Origin of the sequence: Cohnella boryungensis, assembly GCF_042651945.1 — a bacterium.
Taxonomy (GTDB): domain Bacteria; phylum Bacillota; class Bacilli; order Paenibacillales; family Paenibacillaceae; genus Cohnella; species Cohnella boryungensis.
Genome location: NZ_JBHSED010000071.1, coordinates 48,144 through 68,285 on the forward strand (window position 1 = coordinate 48,144; position 20,142 = coordinate 68,285).

Sequence of the window (20,142 nt, forward strand, 5' to 3'; positions counted from 1 at the left end):
CTCCTTGTATTTTCCCCTGTGTTCTCCCCCATTTCCCGGCCAAGACCTCCCAAACCAAGATCAAGCCCGTACCGCAACGAAACCTAACGAAACACAAAAACAAAAGAAGACAATAAATGTTAATTCAGCCTCTATAAATTCCAATTTGAAGCGTTACAATTTTTATTGAAGCGCTTACAATTTGTCGTATGCATAGAGGCGTTAGGGAAGGGGGGGATCGCGCTTCAGCGATCGGCTCAATGAAGGCTTGCGCACTACGTTCGTAACTGGCTTTCAATAACGAAGGTAAAGGAGAATCAATGTGAGGAAACGTTATCGGATAGGACTGGCATGGGCTCTCATGATGGTTATGATCTCCGCTTTATTCTCTTCCGTCGCCTCTGCGCAGAGGGGAGCTTCCAGCAGTGACATCGCCGGCTCGACTAACGGCTTGATTGCCTGGGAAGGCGAATGGGGAGGCTGGCAAGGCGAGTGGGGCGGATGGCAAGGCGAATGGGGCGGATGGAACGGCGGTTGGGGCACGAATCCGCCCGTGATCTCGCTGGTCGACCCGAACGCGACGGCGGCAACGCGCTCTCTGTTCGTCTACCTTAACGAGATTCGCGGCAGCAAGGTGCTGTTCGGGCACCAGCACGCTACGGATGAAGGCCTGACCCTGACGGGTTCGGGCAGCGGCCTGCAATCCGAAGTCAAAAACTCGGTCGGCGACTTCCCCGCCGTCTTCGGATGGGATACGTTAAGTCTCGAAGGCAAAGAAAAGCCGGGCGTTGCAGGCAACCTCGTCCAGAGCCGCAATAATCTGATCGCTTCAGTGAAAGCCGTTCATCAGATTGGCGGCATCGTCGCATTAAGCACGCACTTCCCCAACTTCGTCACCGGGGGCAGCTTCAACGACACGTCCGGCTCCGTCGTCGAGCATATCTTGCCGGGAGGCGACAAAAACCAACAATTCAACGAGTATCTGGATATGATCGCGCAGTTCGCCAACAACGTCAAGGATGACAACGGCAAGCTGATTCCGATTCTGTTCAGGCCGTTCCATGAACAGAACGGCGGCTGGTTCTGGTGGGGCGCGAAGACGACCTCGACAAGCCAATACGTTGAAATCTACCGCTATACGGTTGAATATCTTCGCGATAAGAAGGGCGTTCGCAACTTCCTGTACGTCTTCTCTCCGAACGGCACATTCGGAGGCGCGGAGAGCTCCTATCTCGCGACCTATCCCGGAGACGATTACGTCGACGTACTGGGCATGGACCAATACGACAATCAGCAGACGCCGGGAACGGCCAGCTTCCTCAACGGGCTGGTTGCCGATCTGAAAATGATGTCCAAGCTGGCCGACCGCAAAGGAAAGATCGCCACGTTCTCCGAATTCGGCTACAGCCCGTCGGGAATGCTGACGGCCGGAAACGGAGATACAAGCTGGTTCACCCGCCTGCTTGCGGCAATTAAATCCGATCCCGACGCCAAGCGCATTTCCTTCATGCAGACGTGGGCCAACTTCGGTCTGGGGAACAATCTGTACGTCCCTTACCGGAACGCGTCGAACGGTCTCGGCGATCACGAGCTGCTGCCGGATTTCATCGCTTATTACAACGATCCCTACACCGCATTCCTGAACGAGATAGGACAGCCTTATAACAAACCTTCTACAACGGCTGCCAAGCAACCCTTTATGCACATCGTTTCTCCGACCGACAACGGTACGGTCAAATCCGCTTCGACAACGATCCGCGCGCGCGTATTATATGCCAATCCGACCCAGGTGACCTATTCGATAGACGGAGAAGCAGGGGAGCATCCGATGACGCTTGATGCCGATAATTTCTTCTACCGGGCGAACTGGATGCCGCCCGCGCGGCTGAACGGAAAGACGGCCACGCTGACCGTCAAAGCCTATTTGCCGAACAACACCGTTCTTCAGGACACCTACACCGTGTTCGTAAAAGTAAACGAGATTTTGATGAAAACCTACTCGTTCGATCAAGGGATTGCCGGCATTCAGAACAATGGCACCTATCCAGGTACGATGAGCCTCTCCTTGTCCCATGGCAGTCTCGAAGGCAATGGCTCGCTTCGGATGGATGTCGCCGGGGCCGTTCATACCGATACGTGGCAGGAGCTCAAGCTGGAGCTCGCCGGCCTGTCATCCGATATCGATGTTCCCGATGTGAAGAAAATCAAGCTGGACGTCTGGATTCCGTTGTCTGCGGGCAGTCAAAGCACGGATGCCAGCATCCAGGCCGTCGCCATGCTGCCGGATGATTGGGAGACCAAATACGGCATGAATACGACGCGTGCGAAGCTGTCGGATCTGCCTGCAGTCACGATCGGGGGTATCGGATATGCCAAGTATTCTCCCGTGATCGAATTGAACGACCCCGACAAATCCGCTGCGGCGACGCGGCTGGCCCTCTCTCTGGTCGGCAGCGGGCTGGAGCTGACCGGGGCGATCTACGTGGACAATCTCCGTCTGTACAACGCTTATACCGAAACCCCTACGGACCCGGCCTTGGTCGATGACTTCGAAGCCTACCAAGGCAGCGATGCCGCTCTGGCGACCAAATTCGTTCATGCCGGGGGCGATGCGACGACAGCCACCTTGGATGGCAGCCACAAGAGCGGCGGCAGCTACGGCTTGAAATTCAGCTATACGCTGGCCGGTTCCGGCTATGCCGGCATTACCAAGACGCTCGGTAGCGTCGATTGGTCAGGCTTCAATAAGCTGAAATTCTGGCTCCACCCCGATGCCTCCAACCAGAAGCTCGTTATTCAACTGAGAGTGGACGGGATTTCCTTCGAGGCTTATCCTTCGCTGGCCGGCAATACCCCCGGTTGGGTCGAGCTTCATTTCAACGAATTCGAGGTCGCTCCGTGGGATACGGGGAACGCAGGCAAAAAAATCAATAAGACCAATCTTAAGAATGTTCAGGAATTTGCGATCTACGTGAATAGCGTCAACGGGGCTGCCCTGAGCAGCGCGCTGTACTTCGACGACATTAAAGCCATTAACGACGGCACAGGCGGCGTACCGGGCGGCAACGGCGGTTCGACGCCGGAAGGCACGCTTTACGGCTTCGAAACCGACGCTTCGGGCTGGGGGATCGAGGGTAATCAGGCCGGCGCTTCAGCAGTAGCCGTGACGGCCGATGAAGCGGCCGAAGGCTCGCAATCGCTGTCCACGACCTTCTCGTTAAGCGGGACCAGCTTCGAAATATCCAAAATCGGCGCGCTCGATCTGACCGAGGCTAGCGCCATCAGCATCAAAGTCAAATTGTCCTCCGGCCAAGCCAATGCCCGGATGTATATCAAAACCGGAAGCGCCTGGTCCTGGTATGACAGCGGAGCTCCGGCCGTTATCGACAATACTGGCTTTAAGACGCTTACCGTTCCGCTCGCAGGAGCGAGCAATCTCGATAACGTTCAATCGATCGGCGTTCTCGTCGAATCGATCGGCGGCGGAACGGAAACGGCCGGCCTCTACGTAGATGACGTTTACGTAACCGGCTTGCAGGCCCCGGGGGTCAGCTACGGCTTCGAGACGTCCGAGGAGGGATGGGCTATCAATAACGATAATGGCGGGGCTTATAATACGGCCTCTGCCGCCGGTCTGGCCATCACGGCGGCCGAAGCGGCCAGCGGCTCGCATTCCTTGAAGGCCGATTTCAGCCTGGGCGCGGGAGAATTCCAGATTCGCCGCGCCTCCGCACTAGACCTGAGCGGCGCCTCTGCTCTTACTGCCAAGGTGAAAATCGTCGCGGGAGCCGGTTCAAGCCTGGGAAGCGGAGTGAAGGCAAAGCTGTTCGTACAGACGGGAGCCGGCTGGAGCTGGTTCGACTCCGGGGAGATTCTGTATACGGGGACGGATTTTAACACCCTTGCGTTTGATCTGTCCGGCGTGGCAGACAAGAGCCTGGTACAAGCGATCGGCATTCAATTGCTCGTTCCCGCCGGCTCCTCCGGCACAGCCGCCGTATACCTGGACGACGTTGCCGCACAACCTTAATGACATAACAGAAGAGCCGGAACTCCTGTTGGGGAGCTTCCGGCTCTTCCTGCGTCCTCTAATCCGCATCGTCGCCTTGCCATAGTCTGCGGAACGATTCGCTCTTGGCAAGCAGGCTCTGTGCGTCTCCCTGCGCCTCTATTCGCCCTTCCTTCAATACGAGAATATGATCTGCGCGAGCCAGAGCGGCCCTGCGATGGGAGACGACCAGACACGTCGCATCGCCCCGATCCGCGAACAAGCGCTGCCACAGCTTCCGTTCCGTCTCTACGTCAAGAGCGCTGGAGACGTCATCGAACACGTACAGCTCGGCATCGCGAGCCAGCATTCTCGCAGCGGCGGCACGCTGAGCCTGGCCGCCGGACAGTCTAACGCCGCGCGGCCCGATCAGGGTATCCAATCCGTCCTGCAGGTGCCGCAGGTCCTCCTCCAGCACCGCCGTGTGCAACGCGCGTTCCAGCTGACCGTCCCGATTGACTCTGCCCAGCAGAATATTCTCGCGAAGCGTATCGCTGTACAGCCTCGGCACCTGTGCCGAATAGGCGCTGCGAGGCGGCGAGAAAAATTCCCCCGGATCGGCCACTTCTTCTCCGTTCCAGCGAATGCTTCCGCTATCCTTCGGAAGCAGACCGAGCAGCGTCCGCACGAGCGTTGTTTTACCCGAACCGATTGGACCTGTGATCACCGTGAACGACCCTCTGGCAAGCGCAAGATCGATTCCCTCTACCCCTCTTCCGGTTTCCGGGTAGCGATAGGACAGCCCGTCAGCCTCCAGCCGCACCAGCCGCTCCTGCGGAGACAGGCCGATCATAGGCGTATCGGGGGCCAGCTCCTCCGTCTTCTCGCCGAGAGAGTTGGACTTGGTCAGCACCTGATCTGAAGCCCCTTGCAGCAATCCGGTCAACCGCTGCAATGCCACCGTCATCTGCTTGAAATAGGTCAGGAACTTTCCGAAATTGGAAATGAACTGCGTAACGAACGTCAAGTAGTAGACAAACAGGGAAAAGTCGCCTACCGTAAACCCGCCTTCGCGCATCTTGTGCGCGGCCAGAAGCAGAATTAGACCGGTCCCCAGATTAACGGTGTTGGAGAAGATCGAATCTAAAGCCTCGTTCATCAGCTTATCCTTAAGCATGGATTTGCGGCGATTGTCGTTGAGCTGTCTGAATCGTTCCGTCACGCGATGCTCGGCACCTGCAACCTGAATCGCTTGCACGCTGCCGAACATCTCGCTGATTGCCCCGGTCACCTTGGCCGTAGCTTCCCGGCTTGCCGCGCGATACTTCTGCAATCGGGTCGTTGCCAGTTGGGCGATCACGATAACGAGAACAAGCGGCAGGAACACCAGCAACGTCATCTCGGCATCGATGCGGATAAGAATAAAGCACGAAATCACGGCGAAGCAGGTCATTCCGAACACATCCACCGACCAGCTCACGGCTTCCTCCGACTGATCGACATCGTCGCGGAAGTGACTGATGGCTTCTCCCGGCGAGCAAGGAATCGCTTTGGCTCCGGGCCGCTTGAGAATGTGCTCCAGAACATTCCGCCGCAGGAGCATCCCCATGCGAAAACGGAAATTCACATCTGTAATAAAACCGATATAGATACTTGCACACCGCGCCAGCGTAAATCCGAGCAGCAAGGCGATCAACGCCCCAATGCCAAACCCCGTCGCGGATTCGCCCGCAAGGGAATCGAAAAACTCCTTCGTGATCAATCCGGGAATGATCGGCATTAAGTAAATCCCCGTCCAGACGATTGCATTCAGGAAATACCAGCCGGGACGGTAACGAATCAGCTGCCACATATACGTAAACGTGCTCATGCCAGCACCTCCTCAAGCCCTGCGGCAAGCATGCGGCTGAAGCGCGAGCTTGGATCGGCCGCCAGCGCAGCTCTAGATCCGCTCTCCAGAACTCGGCCTTGTTCGAGAATGAGCAGCTTATCCGCACGCTCAATCGTTTTCAGCCGATGCGCAATAATAATGCAGGAACGATTGGCCAGCAGCTTGTCAACCGCGCGCTCCAGCCGATGCTCCGTCAACGGATCCAGACGGGACGAGGCCTCGTCCAGAATGACCAGCCCCGGATCGGCGAGGAATACCCTCGCGAAAGCGAGCAGCTGCGCCTCTCCCGCCGACAGACTGCCTCCCCCCGAAGCAAGCTGAGTGTGCAGCCCATCCGGCAAGGCATCATACCAGTCTCCAAGCCCCAGCTCTCGAAGCACCTCTATAATCCTCTCATCCGGCACGTTGGCATCATAGAAGGTAAGGTTGTCGTGTACCGAGCCTTGCAGAATTTCAATATTTTGCGTGACGAGCGCTACCCTCGTCCTTAGCTCTCCAAGCTTGCACTCCCGAATATTGACCCCGCCGAGCTCGATGCTCCCCTGTTGAGGATCGTAGAATCGCAGCAGCAGACGGGCAAGCGTTGTCTTCCCGCTCCCCGTCCGGCCCAGCAAGCCGAGCACTTCGCCTGGCTCCAGTCTCAGGTTGAGCCGCTCCAGCGTCGGCTGCTCGTCGTATCCGAAGGTCACGTCATTAAGCGCGACGGCAAGCGGCCCTGCGGGGAGCGCAGCGCCAGGTCCGTCTTCGATCTTCGAGCGCGTGCCGAGCAGATTCCGGATTCGCAACAGACTGGCATCCGCTTTCTGCAGGTCTTCAACCTGAGTACGAATTTTCTCAATGGGCTTGGCCAGCAGCTCGGTGTAATAGAAGATCAGATACACCGTCCCGATCGTAATGCTGCCCTGCTTCCACAGGTAAGCGCTAATGGCGAAGGCCATGGCGTTACCCAGCGCAAACACGATGATCGTCGTGATCCACATGGAAGCGAAGCCAAGGAAGGCCTTCGTGCGAAGCGGCAGCATGCGCCGAAGCAAGCCATAGAATCGATTCATAACGAAGCCGGTCGCCCCATTCGCACGCGTATCCTCGGTACCCTCCAGATGCTCGCCGATAAAGCCGTAGAAATCTGCATTGATCTGCCGCCAATTGGTCCATACCGGAAGCGTGAGCTTCCGAATCCATTGAATGGCGAACACCGCGAAGACGACGAACAGAAGCATCCCCGCTCCGATCAGAATATTTTCGCGAAAGAGCAGAATCAAGATGCCCAGCATCAACAGCAAATTGCCGGCCAGATGAATAATGAAGCTGGAGAAGAAATTGGCCAACGCATTGACGTCGCCGTCCACCCGTTCGATAATCGACCCTGTCGTATTGGACTTGTGGAAGGAAAGGTCCAGCTTTAAGCCGTGCTCCGCCAAATCTCCCCGCAACCGATTGGTCGTGCGCCAAGCCAGATTCTCGCTGACATAAGTCGCGATAACCGACACAAGCTGCTGAACGAGCGAGAAGCCAATGAACAGCGCAGCGGCGTAATAAAGCGGCTCAAGCGACCGATTCGATTGAGCGGTATCGATAAAATATCGGATGATCTGCGGGTTGATCAGCTGCAAGCCGATCGATGCGAAGAGCAGCACCGCCAAGCTGATCAAGGTTCTTCGCTGCGGCAGCAGGTACCGGCTCAGCATTTCGTAGTACTGGCCCCATGAATTTTTTTTAACGGAATCCGCTGAACGATTCACGACTCGCCTCCTTGCCTTCGAATCCAAATAAGAAAGGCGACAACCGGCCCTGATCAGGGAGGGTATCGCCGCTAATTCGAATGTATCCGAACTCTATTCGCCAGTCAATGGCGGTTTCCTTACGCCAAGAAGATAACGATCCAATCCATAGGCTGCAGCCGCTCCGCAAGCATAGCGCACAAGATCTATCGCCAGGAAACCCTTGCCGAGGATTAACGCGCCCCATACCGTCGCCCGAATATCGTTGATCCATCCCGCCTGATACAGCTGGCTGAATTCGATGGCAAAGCAGAAGCAGACGCTCGCGAAAAATGTCCACCCTCGGGTCTTCCGCAGGAACAGCGTGCGCAGCCCTGCATAGATCATCGCCGCCCACAGCGCGTCTCCGGCATGTTCGGCGAGGAACGCGGGCAACCGATCGGAATACGCTCTGACGCTCAATCCTAACGCGATCACGACCGCAACGCTTGCCAAGTAGCCGAATCGGGCTCGCAAGCTACAAAACCTTCTTTCCCAAAACGTGATCCAGAGGAATAAAGCCGATCGCCCTGCTATCGTCACTGTGATTGCGATTGTCGCCCATTACGAATATATGATTCTCAGGGACTGTCCAACGCTCGCTTTCATTGATGCTCATCGCTCCGTTCAAGTAGGGCTCGTCCAGCGCTTCGCCGTTGCGGTAAACCTTGCCTTGCCTGATTTCCAAGTCGTCCCCCGGCTTGCCGATCACTCTTTTGATATAGAAGCTATCATCGGTTTCGTTCGTAAGCAGCCGAATAAGCGGATTTTCCAGCACGTCGTCAATAAAGCGCCGCTCCCGCTCAACCCTGCTGTCAATGATGACGATGTCGCCGTAGTCGGGATAGTAGGAAAACGTATGGGATAATTTCGACACGAACAGCCTCTGCTTATCATGCAATGTCGGATCCATGGAATGTCCGTCTACCCTGTACGGTTGGATGACGAATACTCCGATAATTAACGAGAGCAGATAGGCGATGGCCAGCGAACCTACCCAGCCTGTCATTTTTTTGGTGAGCTTCTTCATGCGGACACTCCTTGCGCTTTTTGTCTATTCTAGCATGTTCCTCCCTTGAAATCACAGAGGGCGCATTGAGCGGACCCGAGCTTAACCAGCAAAAGGCCGGATCCCCCCTTCAACGGAGAGAATCCGGCCTCTGCTTGCCGCCGATAAGCTTAAGTCGTTGGTGTTGTCCCCGGATCTGCTGGCGGCGCAACCGTCGGATTGGCCTGCTGGGGCGGAGTCAGTGTAATCACCGCGCTTGGAGCCGACAGCTTATTCGTATTGGCGGACACTCCGTCCGCGATAGACAGCACGTAAATCTGATAGGTTTCGCCGTAAGCCAGCGGGGCGAAATCGAAGCTGTAGCTTCCCGTTGACAATTGAACCCCGCTCTGCGACCTGGCTGTTCTTGTGAAATTGCTGTGTCCGCTCGTGTAGGATGCATTGGCCGCTGCCTCTGTCAATACCCCTGATGAAGTCTTCACCGCAAACACCGCATACTGGGAGATTCCAACTTCGCCGGCAGGCAGCGTATAGCTTACATTGAGATTTCCAGATACGTCTTGAATAAGAGATATTCCCCCGACAACCGGCGCAGGCAATGCCGCTGTCGCCAGTGTGATTGGGGCGGAGGAAGCCGAGAGAGCGTTGGTTCCGCTATTCGCTACGGAGAGAACGAATACGCGATACCCTACTCCATTCTTGATTGCTTCCCCATTGACATCAAGGGAGCCCGCTGCCAGACGTTGGACATATTGGGCGCCTCCGTTTTTGGCAATGACTGTATAGAATGACGGATTCGTCACCGCATTTGCCGCATTCAACTGGAAGCCCGCCGCATTAGCGTCCTTGACCACGAACAAGCGGTACTCTCTAATGTTTGTCTCGTCGACCGCTTTGCCGAACACAACCTGCATATCCGTGCCGTTACCTGCGTCTCCCACATCGCCGACGGTCACGCTGCCCGCCGCAGGCACGCCTGTAGACGTCAGCGTAATGACCGGAGAGGCAAGCGACAGCGCGTTGATCCCTTGCGCGGAGCCGTAGCCGACAGAGAGCACGTACACCCGGTAAGGCATTCCGTTCTGAATCGGCAGCCCCAAGAAATCTTTCGCGCCGGCTGCAAGCACTTGACTTACGTCGCTGCCGATGTTCGCTGTCGAGTATCGGGTCGCATCGCTAATCCCGCTTGCCACGTTCAGGTTGAACTGGTAAGTGGCCGCATCTGGAACAACGAAGATCCGATAGTGGCTAATGTTGGTTTCTACCGTTGCTCTTTTGAAGGCTACGCGGAGATCCTGACCATTGTTGTTATCGCCCACATCGCTGGCCGTCACATTGGTAACCGCCGTCACCGTCCCGTTGTTCGCCAGCTTGATCGTCGCCGACGCACTGGACAGCGCGTTGCCGTACGCCGAGGAAACGCCGACAGAAAGAACAAATACTTTGTAATTCAATCCGTTCTGAATGATTGCGCCGTCGGAATCGCGAGAATCGGCGTTGAGGGCAAGAGAAATATTTCCGCCGGTCTTGTAAAACACGGTGTAATTCGCATTGGCGTTAGCCGTATTCAGGTTGAAGTAGCTCGCCGCATTTTCCTTCACCACATAAACCCGATAATGTGCAATATTGTTCTCGTTGGCCGGCTTGGTAAAAGATACTCGCAAATCTTGTCCGTTGCCGTAGTCTGAAATATCGCTGAGCGCCAAGTTCGTCGGAGCAGTTACATTGTTACTGGACAACTGAATCGGCATGGAGGCATAAGACAGCGCGTTATTGCCTGTCGCATTGCCGACGGACATGACGAATACCCGGTAGTTCACTCCGTTCTGGATCAGTGCTCCATCGACATCCCGGGCACTGGAGGATAACGCTTGAACAATGTTGCCGTTGGTTTTATTCACCGTTGTATAGTAGTTTGTATTCGTAATCGCGTTGGCTGTGCTCAGGTTAAAGTTGCCTACGCTGCCTTCCTTGACCACGAAAATGCGATAGTTCCTAATCGGGGTTTCGTCGGCCGCTTTTGTAAACGACACTTGAAGATCGCGGCCATTGTTATAGTCCGCAATGTCGCTGACCGCAAGGTTCGTTACTGCACCGACGCCGGAATTCAAGAGCGCGACCGATGGAGAAGCTGTGGACAGAGCATTCGACTGGCTGCCCGTATTGGAGCTAAGCGCTAGAACAAATGCCGTATACGCCTCTCCGCTCTTGATGAGCGTGCCCGAGGTATCTCGCGCCGAGGAACTAAGCGTAACGCTGAGCGTGCTATTGCCTGTCTTGGACACGGTCGTGTAGTTCGAACTGGACATGCCGTTCGCCGCCGCAAGATTAAATGCGGATGCACTGCCCGTCTTGACGATCATGACGCGATAGCCCGTAATGTTGCTCTCATTGGAAGCCTTGGCGAACGTCACTCTCATGTCGCGGCCATCCCCGTAATCGCCTACGTCTTCAATCTTGACGTTCGTCGCCGGAGTAACCGCAGGGCTGAGCGTCAGGCTGATGGAAGCCGACGAGCCGGATAAGGCAAACGAGTCCTGACCGACCGATAGCACGAATACCCGATACGCTTGATTCGCGCGCAGCAACGCGCCGTCAACATCCCTCGTCTGCGCGCTTAGGGTCGTTCTCTGGTAAGCATTGTAGGTTGGAACCAACGTATAATTGGAAGAGCCTACCGTCTGGGCCTTCGCCAGATTAAAGGAAGATGCATTCTCAGCCTTCACGACAAGCAGCCTGTAGCCGCTCACGTTCGATTGATCCGAGGGAGGCGTGAAGCCGATTTGCAGGTCGCGTCCGTCGCCGAATTGGGAGACAGTCGTCACAGCGAGCGAAGAAGCCGCGCCGACCTCTTTCACGGCTTTGGTCGTAATGAGCACGCTCTGCGACAATTTATCCCACACGACGTCGTCTCCGAGCGACTCGCTCACGAACCGCACCGGAACCATCGTGCTTCCGCGAATGGCCCGAGCCGGAGAATCCAACGAGACGATGCGGTCGTTGATTGTAGCCGTCTTCGCACCCAGCGTCAACACAATCGTCGTGTCCCGCTTAGTTGCAGTAATCGTCTGGGTCTTCTGATTCCATTGCACCCGCGCATTCAGCGCTTCGAAAATACCGCGGAGCGGCACCATCGTGTACCCGCTGATCGCCACAGGGGCTTCCCGGGTCTGTAAAACCTGCCCGTCGATAAATATCCGGATGGGAGAGGCCGCTTGCGCGCTAGGCGCCAGATTGGCACTTGCAAATATAACTGTCGATGCTGTTAATAGGGCTAGAAGCTTTCGCACTAGACTCATCCTCCATTGTTGTCACTCATAATCGTTCCTCGTTGCATGAACCTGGTAATATAACGCTGCATGTCAGACTAAAGTTTCAGTAAACACTCAGCAGACCTTCAGCTTTTTTTAAGAAAACTCATCACCGTTATAGACGCTTCACATCGAGAAAAGTTACTACCAAAATCGCGGCGGATAAAAATCTTTTGGACGTTTTACACATTTCGCCCATTCGATTTACACGCGTCTAATGTTCATAGCGAATACTAGGGCTATCCTATCTCTGTGGAGGAATGCCGTTTCTATGAAAAAGTCGCTCTTCACTGTACTCTCCGCCTCATTAGTTGCTTCGACCCTATTCTCGGGAGGCAGCTTCGCGGCAACGAAAGCCAAGCAAGTAGATTCTTTTCGCCCGTTAACCACATTCTCGGTTCCCGGCGGCGGCATTGCAGAGATTATATCCGCTACTCCAGACGGCAACCGCCTGTTCTACACGAGCGCCGGCCTCGGCAGCATCGGCGTCCTTGATCTGACCGCTCCGGCCAAGCCGAAGCATCTGACGTCCATTGAAGTAGGCGGCGAGCCGACCAGCGTAGCTGTGACGCCGGACGGAAAAACGGCTCTTGCCGTCGTGATCGTTTCCAAGCGCGAAGTCGGCGAGAAGCCGGAGATCAAGCCCGGAAAGCTGGTCGCGATCGATACGAAAACCTTGAAGATCAAGGGTGAGCTGGCAATCGGCAACCACCCCGACTCGATTGCGGTCACGACGCATAACGGCCAGCTTGTCGCCGTCATCGCCATTGAGAACGAGCCGATCTATCTTGACGACAAGGGCATTCGAACGGACGAAGAGAAGCCCGGTCTGAAAGGCGACATCAGCGGCCCCGGCTACGTTCAGATCGTAAGCGTCAATAAATCCGATATCCGCAAATCGAAAGTCACCGATGTCAAATTCGACGCCAAGCTGATGAAAGCCAAGGGCCTTCTGTACCCGGAAGATCCTCAGCCTGAATTCGTCGATATCAAGAACGGCAAAGCAGCCGTTACACTGCAAGAAAACAACGGCGTTGCCGTAATCGATCTGAAGACGGCCAAGATTACCAGCCTCTTCTCCTCCGGCACTCCCGTTAAACAGAAGGCCGATTTAACCGAGGACGGCAAAATATCCTTTACCGGCTCCTATCCTGAGGACGTAAGCAAGGAAGAAAATGCGGGAGCGAGAATGTCCGATGCGGTAGCTTGGAATGCGGCCGGAACGACTCTCTATACTGCGGATGAAGGAGAGCAGGACTATACAGGCGGACGCGGCTGGAGCGTATGGAGCCCAACTGGCAAGCTCCTATGGTCGGACAAAGGCTCTCTGGAGCGCAAAGCGGCAGAACTCGGCTTCTATGACGACTCCCGTTCGGGTGCGAAAGGCATTGAAGTAGAAGGCGTGGAAACGGGAGTTTTCGGCAAGAAGGAATTCGCCTTTGTCGGTTCGGAGCGCGGCTCGTTCGTCGCCGTGTACGATATCGCCAAGCCTTCCGCTCCATCCCTCGTGCAAGTTCTCCCGACCGGCATTCGGCCTGAGGGACTGCTGGCTCTGCCTGGCAAAAATCTGTTCCTGACTTCAGACGAGAGCTCGGGAACGATCACGATTTTCGAAGGCATATCCGGCAAGTACGTCGCTCCGGCGAAGCAACCGACCATCTCGGCCAAGCCGGGCGTATCCTGGTCCGCTCTCTCGGGACTGGCTGCGGATGCCGTAAACAGCTCCGTTCTCTACGCGGTTCCGGACGTGGCCATGGAGCCATATATCTACAGACTCGATATTAAGGGCGGCAACGCACAGCTCTCTCATCATCTTGCAGTCAAAGAGAACGGGAAATTGGCGAACATCGACATGGAAGGCATTGCAGTAGATACCTCCATCGTCAAGGGAGACAATCCGGGCTTCTGGCTGGCAAGCGAAGGCAATGCTTTGTTCAAGCAAGAGGGCTACATGGCCAATTTGCTCGTTCAAGTGGACGGCAACGGCAAGGTGCTGCGCAAGGTCGCTCTTCCGGCGGAGATTGACTCGGCCGAAGGCGGGATCATCCGCAACAACGGCTTCGAGGGTGTCACGATTTCCACGGACGGACGTTATCTTGTCGCAGCTATTCAGAGGGAATACGCGAAGGATGCCAAGGTCGGGGGCGTAAATTACACTCGCATCGCCCGCTACGACCTGAAAGAAGAGGCGTGGGAATTCTTCCTGTATCCGTTGGAAGCGACAGAAACCAAAGGCGATTGGATCGGTTTGTCCGAAATCGTGAACGTGGGCGACGACCACTACGCCGTGATCGAGCGGGACAAGATGAACGGCGGCGCCGCCAAGCTTAAGGCGGTTTACACGTTCTCGCTCGCAGGACTTCAGCCTTTTGCCGGAGTGACGGAAGAGAATTCGGACATCAAGGCCTCGACCATCAAGAAAACAAAGGTTATGGACCTCAAGTCGACCATCGCTCCGTTCGAGAAGCTTGAAGGGTTGACGGTCAGCCGGGACGGCAAGGTTTGGGCAGCCGTAGACAATGACGGCGGAGCGCATCTGTCCAGCCTGCACCACGTCGGCAGTCTGAAGGATCTGCTGCCTTGACGCCTTCCATCGGAAGCAGGTATTGTCTTGAACATCCTGTTTCTAATAGCTAAGTAATAAGCAAAAGGAATGAGCGCTGCGGCTCATTCCTTTTGCTTTGCTCCCTTGCTCCTGTCGCCTCCATTGACCTGACAGTATTAACCCCTCCGTGCGCTTCCTAAAAATTCCCTAAAGAAAAGAAAATACTTCCAAACTTTATAATTTATCCGTTTTTACTTCCGATATAAAACATGTCTGCACGAATCCAGGAGCATATCGGATTACTGCCGCAACCATGACCATAAGCAGAGGAGATTGGCAATGTACAGCATGACTCTATTCACCAAACGCACGATTCTCGCAATCGCATTGTTCGCGCTTGCCTGGTCGATCATCGGCACGGGCTCCGCCCGCGCGGAAGGAGCGGCTTCTAACGAAGAGGTCGCGGTCATCTATTACGTCTCCGACGGCGACCTGTACAGGGTCAAGACCGACGGCAGCCCCGCACAGAGGCTTCGTCAGAACTTCGACGGCGTCGAGCTTAAGCCCGCAGGGGACTTCATGTACTATCTGTTCAGCGAGAAATCGACCACCTTGCTTCGCTTGTCCCTCACGGACGACCAAGCCAAAGCCCGCGATTACGGCGGCGACAAGCGGGTCATTTCCTTCGAAACCTACGGCGATATGGTCTACTTCATGGACGACTACGGACGCCTCTATCGGGCCGCCTCTACGGTTGAGAAAGGCGCTGACGCCACGCTTGTGGCCGATATGATCGACGTTGATTTTCCCGCGTTCACGGTTGTCGAAGACCGCATCTACTATAATGCGCTTCGCAACGGCCGCACGACCTGGGTCGCTTCCAAAGCGGCGGACGGCAGCGGGGCGGTGCAGTGGATCGCGGCCGGCGCGCTTGACAGCGCCTACTTCGCCAAGACGGACAGCACCAGCTTAAACCTGATGATTAACACGAAACCTCAAGAGCAGCAATATTCGACCGATTGCATGGTCCTCTACACGCTGCCTAAAAAAGGCGGAACGGCAAAAGCCGTGAATGCCAAAGCGCCGTTGGACGCGAATGCCGTCTACTCCGGCTCTTGGGCGGGCAGCGATGCGTACATGTACAACAAGGACATTCGCTTGGACGGCAGCGGAGATTACAATTATGCCAAGAGCAAAGGGCATTTGCTGACAAAGGCCGGCAAAACCATCGAGCTCAGCAAATCGGGCATTTACGAAATCGCCAATCTGGGCGCGAACAAATACGCTTATGTAGGCGCCAACGGTAAAGCTTATGTGGGCACGCTGGCCAACGGCAAGGTCAAAACGACCAAAGCCCTTTCGCTTAACGGCGTCGGATACGTACGCAACATGATGAGCAAGGGCAAGGTCAAATCGACGGTTCTGTTCGGCAATACGGGCGCCTATGTGCTGAACCCCGACTTGACGTTGAAGAAGATGGTCGGCGTCGAGTGGGACCTGTGCGTGTACGAAGATGACATCGACGGAATCTTCTACGTTAACGCCGGCGATAACGGCCGTTTGTATCGAATGACCGCCGACGGCAAATCGTCCACCAAGCTGACAGATGAGAAGGTGTCCCGCATCGTTCTGATTACGAAAGCTTAAGCCATCCTTTTTACATCGAAAGGGCCCCCTCCGCTCGACTCTCAGACGGACATCTCCGCTTGAATTCGGCTGATAGGGCCCTTTCAGGCTGCGCTAGCGCATCAGGTTATCATGTCTTTCCGTCGAAAAATCCGCTGAGAGAGCCACCCCGACAAGAGGAAGGCAAGCCCCGACACAGATGCTACAAGGCCTCCGAACTTCAGGCTTGATATCATTTCAGATCCCCACGTGAGCTTCAGTCCGGAACCCGCGGCGCTTAATCCCAAGATGGCAAAGGCGAGCAGGAAGACGGCGGCGAACGCAAAGAGATGAGCGCCTTGAGCGCCAAGCCAATAGTAGACGGGCAAAAAGATAGAAGAGAAAAGCAGCACGATACCGACCGCATATGCGACTGTTTCCCAGGACAAGCCATTCTCTTGCCCCAATGCATAATGGCTGAACAGGCTCATCGCTGTCGTAACCCCTATGCCGAGCGCCGTCTGAAGAAGAACGGTCATATACCGTGCCTTGACGATCTGATCCCGAGTTACGGGAAGCGTTCCCGCAAGCGGCAAGCCGTGGCTTCTCGCCTCCAGCCTCGATGTCATCATCATCATCAGAATAGGCGGCGTCACGCCAAGCAGCAAAGCCGTTCCGGGCGCCGTCATCAGCAAACCGTAGAAGAAGACGTAGACCCCGACAATCGCATACTGCCATCTTAGGATGAAAAAATCCTTACGAACGAGGTTCAGCATGTTTATTTTCCCCTTTGGCCGTGTAGTACATGATCTCTTCCAGCGAGGGCGTCTCAATCAGCGCCTGCCCGGCGAACAACCGAACGGCTTGCTTCCTGTCTCCGGACAACGCCTCGAAGCCGACGCTCGTCTCCCGGAGGCCGACGAACGCTTGCCGAATGTCGCGGTCCAGCAGCTCCTTTCCGCCCTTCACTAGTACATATCGTTCAAATATCTCTTCCCTTGACTGGTCGAATACAAGCTGTCCCCGATTCACGAACACAATGTAGTCGGCAATCCGATCCAGGTCTGTCGTGATATGAGTGGAAAACAGAATCGTCTTGCGTTCATCCTGCATGAGATCGGCCAGCATATCGAGCAGCTCGCGGCGGAATATGGGGTCGAGTCCCGCCGTCGGCTCGTCCATGATCAATAGTTCGGCCCCTCCCGACAAGGCAAAGGCAATCGCCAGCTTCATCCTCATCCCCTTGGACAAGGTACGAATGCGGCTTCGGGAGGCTAACTCGAATCGATCCGTGTATTCGCGAAAGGCTTTGTCGCTCCAGCTCTTGTAGAAGGGCGCATAGATGCTTCTCATCGCCTCGATGGTCAGATGCTCATACAGCCGGTTTTCTTCGGATACAAAGCCGATGCGCGCCTTGATCTCCGCCTCTCGCCCGGGCATTCGGTCGCCGAACAGGCGTATTTCCCCGGCATTGGCAATAGACAATCCCATGAGCAGCTTGATAATCGTGCTTTTACCCGCGCCGTTCGGGCCGACCAGCCCCGTCACGTAGCCTTGGCGAACGCTCAGATCGAGCGGCCCCAGCTCGAAGCCTCCCCGGAACTTCTTTGTTAAGCCTCTGACTTCTATCGTGTTCAAGCTTCCCTCTCTCCTTCCCGATATAACAGCCGAATATGCCCAATGATCTCCTCAACCTCAAGACCTAACGACTTCCCTTCCTTAATTGCCTCCTGAAGCTTGCTCTCCATGTCTCTTAAGCGCTGTTCCCGGATAAAGGCCTCATTCGCCCCGGACACGTAAGAGCCCTTGCCGACAATGGAATCGATCAGCCCCTCCCTCTCCAGCTCTTCGTACGCTCGCTTGGTCGTGATGACGCTAATCTGAAGATCCTTCGCCAATTGACGAATCGAGGGCAGCAGCGTCCCGGGGGAAAGCTCCCCGCTCAGAATCGCGCCGCGAATCCCATTCCTGATTTGCTCATAGATGGGCTCTCCCGAGGAGTTCGAAATTTGTATATTCAATTGCGATCCCCCCCTTAACAATTGGATTTAGTGTATATATAGTATATACACACTATAAACATAATTGTCAACTGTCCTTCGGAGCTAAATCTAATTTCATACGTATCCTCCCCCTAAGCATCGGCAACACTGGAGGTTGAGGTGACGGACATGCATTGGCTCCTGTTCGGCAGCACGCTCCTGATTCCCGCCGCCATGGCCTGGGGCTCTAAGGATCGCCCCGCAGCGAGGCTGATCGCGAGCGTGGGGGCATTGATCGCCGCGATCGCCATCGGGAACTTGATTGCCGCCAAAGTGTACGACGTTCTGAGCGAGCATACGGTGTTTATGACGACGATCCACGCCTTGCTGCTTAATCCTTGGTTCCTGACCGCAGGGGCTTACCTGGGTCTCTATCTGATCTACCGGATATGGCTGCTTATCTTCCAACGAGATTGAATTGCGCCCGTACGATGAGAACTACAGTCCTCGCTCGCCGCGCCTCCGACGGCCTTTCGAATTTCCTATTGTGGGATTGCTCAAGCTTCTATACAATCAGAACAAAGAGCATATGTTACGTTATATAACATAACCACGATCGGAAAGGGCCTCTATGCGCAACTTATCAGACATCGACGGAGTCTCTCCGCACTACCCTCAGGGGCAATTGCTAGCCTACTATCAGCCGATTATTGCGATGGAATCGCGCAGGATCGTCGGCTACGAGGCGCTTGGACGGGAACAAGTCAACGGAACCGTTCGCAGCCTCGGTCCGTTCTTCGCCGACTCCGGCGTGTCGGTAGAAGAGCATGTCCGAATAGACCGCTTGCTGCGCGAGCAGGCAATCGCTAAGCTTAACGGGCTCCCGAAGCCGCCTATTCTGTTTCTCAACCTGAAGCCTTCGTGGATTTACCAGCATTACAAAAGCACCGGCGAGCTCCATACGCTGCAGCTGCTGAGCAAGTACCGCGTGGACCCGCGTCATGTATGCATTGAAATTACGGAGGACGAGTTCGGAGATTCGATGTCGGAATTGACCCAAATTGTGGATTTGTACCGCGCGGCTGGCTGTCTGCTTGCCATTGACGATATCGGCACCGGCTTCAGCAACTTTGATCGTATTGCGAGAATTCGGCCTAATCTGCTGAAGGTCGATATTCATTTAATGAAAAAAAGCGCCTCTCATAGCGGATATCTTGGCGTTCTGCGTTCCTTCTCCAACCTGGCCGAACAAATCGGAGCCTCTCTCCTGATCGAAGGCGTAGAGACGACGCAGGACTTGAAGCGCGCCATTCAAGCGGGAGCGAGGTACGTTCAAGGCTATCTGTTCTCCCCCGCCGAGCCGGACTTCAGAGAAAGCCATTCGTTCACTCCGTTGATCGAAGCCGAACTGGACGCTAACCGAGTTTACGTCAAGGAAAAGAAACAGTTGTGGCAGGAAATCGGCAACTGTCTAGTCAGGAAAGTTCACGAATCGGGAATTCGCGAGTTTCTGCAAGCTTACACGGCCCAGATGACCGCCGCGACTGCTCTGAATGAACCGAATCTGACCGAATGGGCCGATGAAGCGATTCGGCTTCTGCTGCCGACACTGGAGGCTTCTTGCAAACGCGTATATCTATGCCGCACGACGGGAATACAGGTGTCCGCCAATCACTATCGAATCGACGTCGACCGTTGGGAGACCAATCTTGAGTACCGCAATGCGGACTGGAGCTGGCGGCCCTACTTTATCCCTCATCTCACGCACGACAGCTTAGCTGTCGTCGAAGCCAAAGTATCGGCCAAATATGCCGATCTGGATACCCATGCATGGATACGCACCGTGTCCATCCCCCTCGACGGCGAGCTTGTCCTGTTGTTGGACCTGGCCGACGTTACCGAGTAACCTCCCGCTTTCAGCAAAAGTTATTCCTTAAATCCTGTCTTCGGCCGAAAGAGCGAGGCAGGATTTTTACTGTTTCGTAGTAATGTACAGAAATCTTACAGTTCTTATTGGTACAGTAAGGGCTGGTCATGTTTACACCCTCTTAAATATAAAAATAAGAAAACAA

General features: G+C 55.2%; 13 protein-coding genes. 5 read left to right on the plus strand and 8 right to left on the minus strand.

All coding sequences use genetic code 11. From position 1 onward, the window contains the following. Positions 1–301 precede the first annotated feature (301 nt). A complete protein-coding gene (locus ACFO1S_RS26965; protein ID WP_204604533.1) occupies positions 302–4,009 on the plus strand; it encodes a glycosyl hydrolase in 3,708 nt (1,235 codons plus the stop codon). Positions 4,010–4,067: 58 nt separating this feature from the next. On the opposite strand, the gene ACFO1S_RS26970 is transcribed toward ACFO1S_RS26965, so the two are convergent. The 5 genes from ACFO1S_RS26970 to ACFO1S_RS26990 form a co-directional block, all read right to left on the minus strand. Next, positions 4,068–5,837: an ABC transporter ATP-binding protein gene (locus tag ACFO1S_RS26970; RefSeq protein ID WP_204604534.1), complete on the minus strand. Its 1,770-nt coding sequence runs from the start codon at positions 5,835–5,837 to the stop codon at positions 4,068–4,070. Continuing rightward, on the minus strand, positions 5,834–7,546 hold the full coding sequence (locus tag ACFO1S_RS26975; RefSeq protein WP_204604607.1) for an ABC transporter ATP-binding protein: 1,713 nt from the start codon (positions 7,544–7,546) through the stop codon (positions 5,834–5,836). Before ACFO1S_RS26975 ends, ACFO1S_RS26970 begins: the two co-directional genes overlap by 4 nt. A 147-nt stretch (positions 7,547–7,693) precedes the next feature. After that, positions 7,694–8,095 (minus strand): ribosomal maturation YjgA family protein, encoded by a 402-nt coding sequence (locus ACFO1S_RS26980; RefSeq protein ID WP_204604535.1) that lies wholly within the window; start codon positions 8,093–8,095, stop codon positions 7,694–7,696. A 1-nt stretch (position 8,096) separates the two neighbouring features. Beyond that, positions 8,097–8,648 (minus strand): signal peptidase I, encoded by a 552-nt coding sequence (gene lepB / locus ACFO1S_RS26985; protein ID WP_204604536.1) that lies wholly within the window; start codon positions 8,646–8,648, stop codon positions 8,097–8,099. A 149-nt stretch (positions 8,649–8,797) separates the two neighbouring features. Then, the gene (locus tag ACFO1S_RS26990) at positions 8,798–11,917 is read right to left on the minus strand and encodes a stalk domain-containing protein (protein WP_204604537.1); all 3,120 of its coding nucleotides are present in this window, start codon (positions 11,915–11,917) and stop codon (positions 8,798–8,800) included. Positions 11,918–12,209: 292 nt separating this feature from the next. Between ACFO1S_RS26990 and ACFO1S_RS26995 the strand changes: the two genes are divergently transcribed. Both ACFO1S_RS26995 and ACFO1S_RS27000 read left to right on the plus strand, forming a co-directional pair. Further along, positions 12,210–14,522: an esterase-like activity of phytase family protein gene (locus ACFO1S_RS26995; protein WP_204604538.1), complete on the plus strand. Its 2,313-nt coding sequence runs from the start codon at positions 12,210–12,212 to the stop codon at positions 14,520–14,522. 300 nt (positions 14,523–14,822) lie between these two features. Further along, a complete protein-coding gene (locus ACFO1S_RS27000) occupies positions 14,823–16,130 on the plus strand; it encodes a DUF5050 domain-containing protein (protein ID WP_204604539.1) in 1,308 nt (435 codons plus the stop codon). A 101-nt stretch (positions 16,131–16,231) separates the two neighbouring features. Here the strand turns inward: ACFO1S_RS27000 and ACFO1S_RS27005 are convergent, their stop codons facing one another. From ACFO1S_RS27005 to ACFO1S_RS27015, 3 genes are read right to left on the minus strand one after another with little or no spacing between them, the layout of a single operon-like run. After that, positions 16,232–16,864, minus strand: coding sequence for an ABC-2 transporter permease (locus ACFO1S_RS27005; RefSeq protein ID WP_204604540.1), 633 nt, complete (start codon positions 16,862–16,864; stop codon positions 16,232–16,234). Next, entirely contained in the window at positions 16,845–17,726 is an 882-nt protein-coding gene (locus ACFO1S_RS27010; RefSeq protein ID WP_204604541.1) for an ABC transporter ATP-binding protein, read from the minus strand. The genes ACFO1S_RS27005 and ACFO1S_RS27010 overlap by 20 nt, the downstream gene beginning before the upstream one ends. Next, on the minus strand, positions 17,723–18,109 hold the full coding sequence (locus ACFO1S_RS27015; RefSeq protein ID WP_204604542.1) for a GntR family transcriptional regulator: 387 nt from the start codon (positions 18,107–18,109) through the stop codon (positions 17,723–17,725). The genes ACFO1S_RS27010 and ACFO1S_RS27015 overlap by 4 nt, the downstream gene beginning before the upstream one ends. A 150-nt stretch (positions 18,110–18,259) precedes the next feature. On the opposite strand from ACFO1S_RS27015, the gene ACFO1S_RS27020 reads away from it, so the two are divergent. Then, the gene (locus ACFO1S_RS27020) at positions 18,260–18,547 is read left to right on the plus strand and encodes a transposase (protein WP_378127940.1); all 288 of its coding nucleotides are present in this window, start codon (positions 18,260–18,262) and stop codon (positions 18,545–18,547) included. Between the two features lie 154 nt (positions 18,548–18,701). Beyond that, positions 18,702–19,976, plus strand: coding sequence for an EAL domain-containing protein (locus ACFO1S_RS27025; RefSeq protein ID WP_204604544.1), 1,275 nt, complete (start codon positions 18,702–18,704; stop codon positions 19,974–19,976). Positions 19,977–20,142 lie beyond the last annotated feature (166 nt).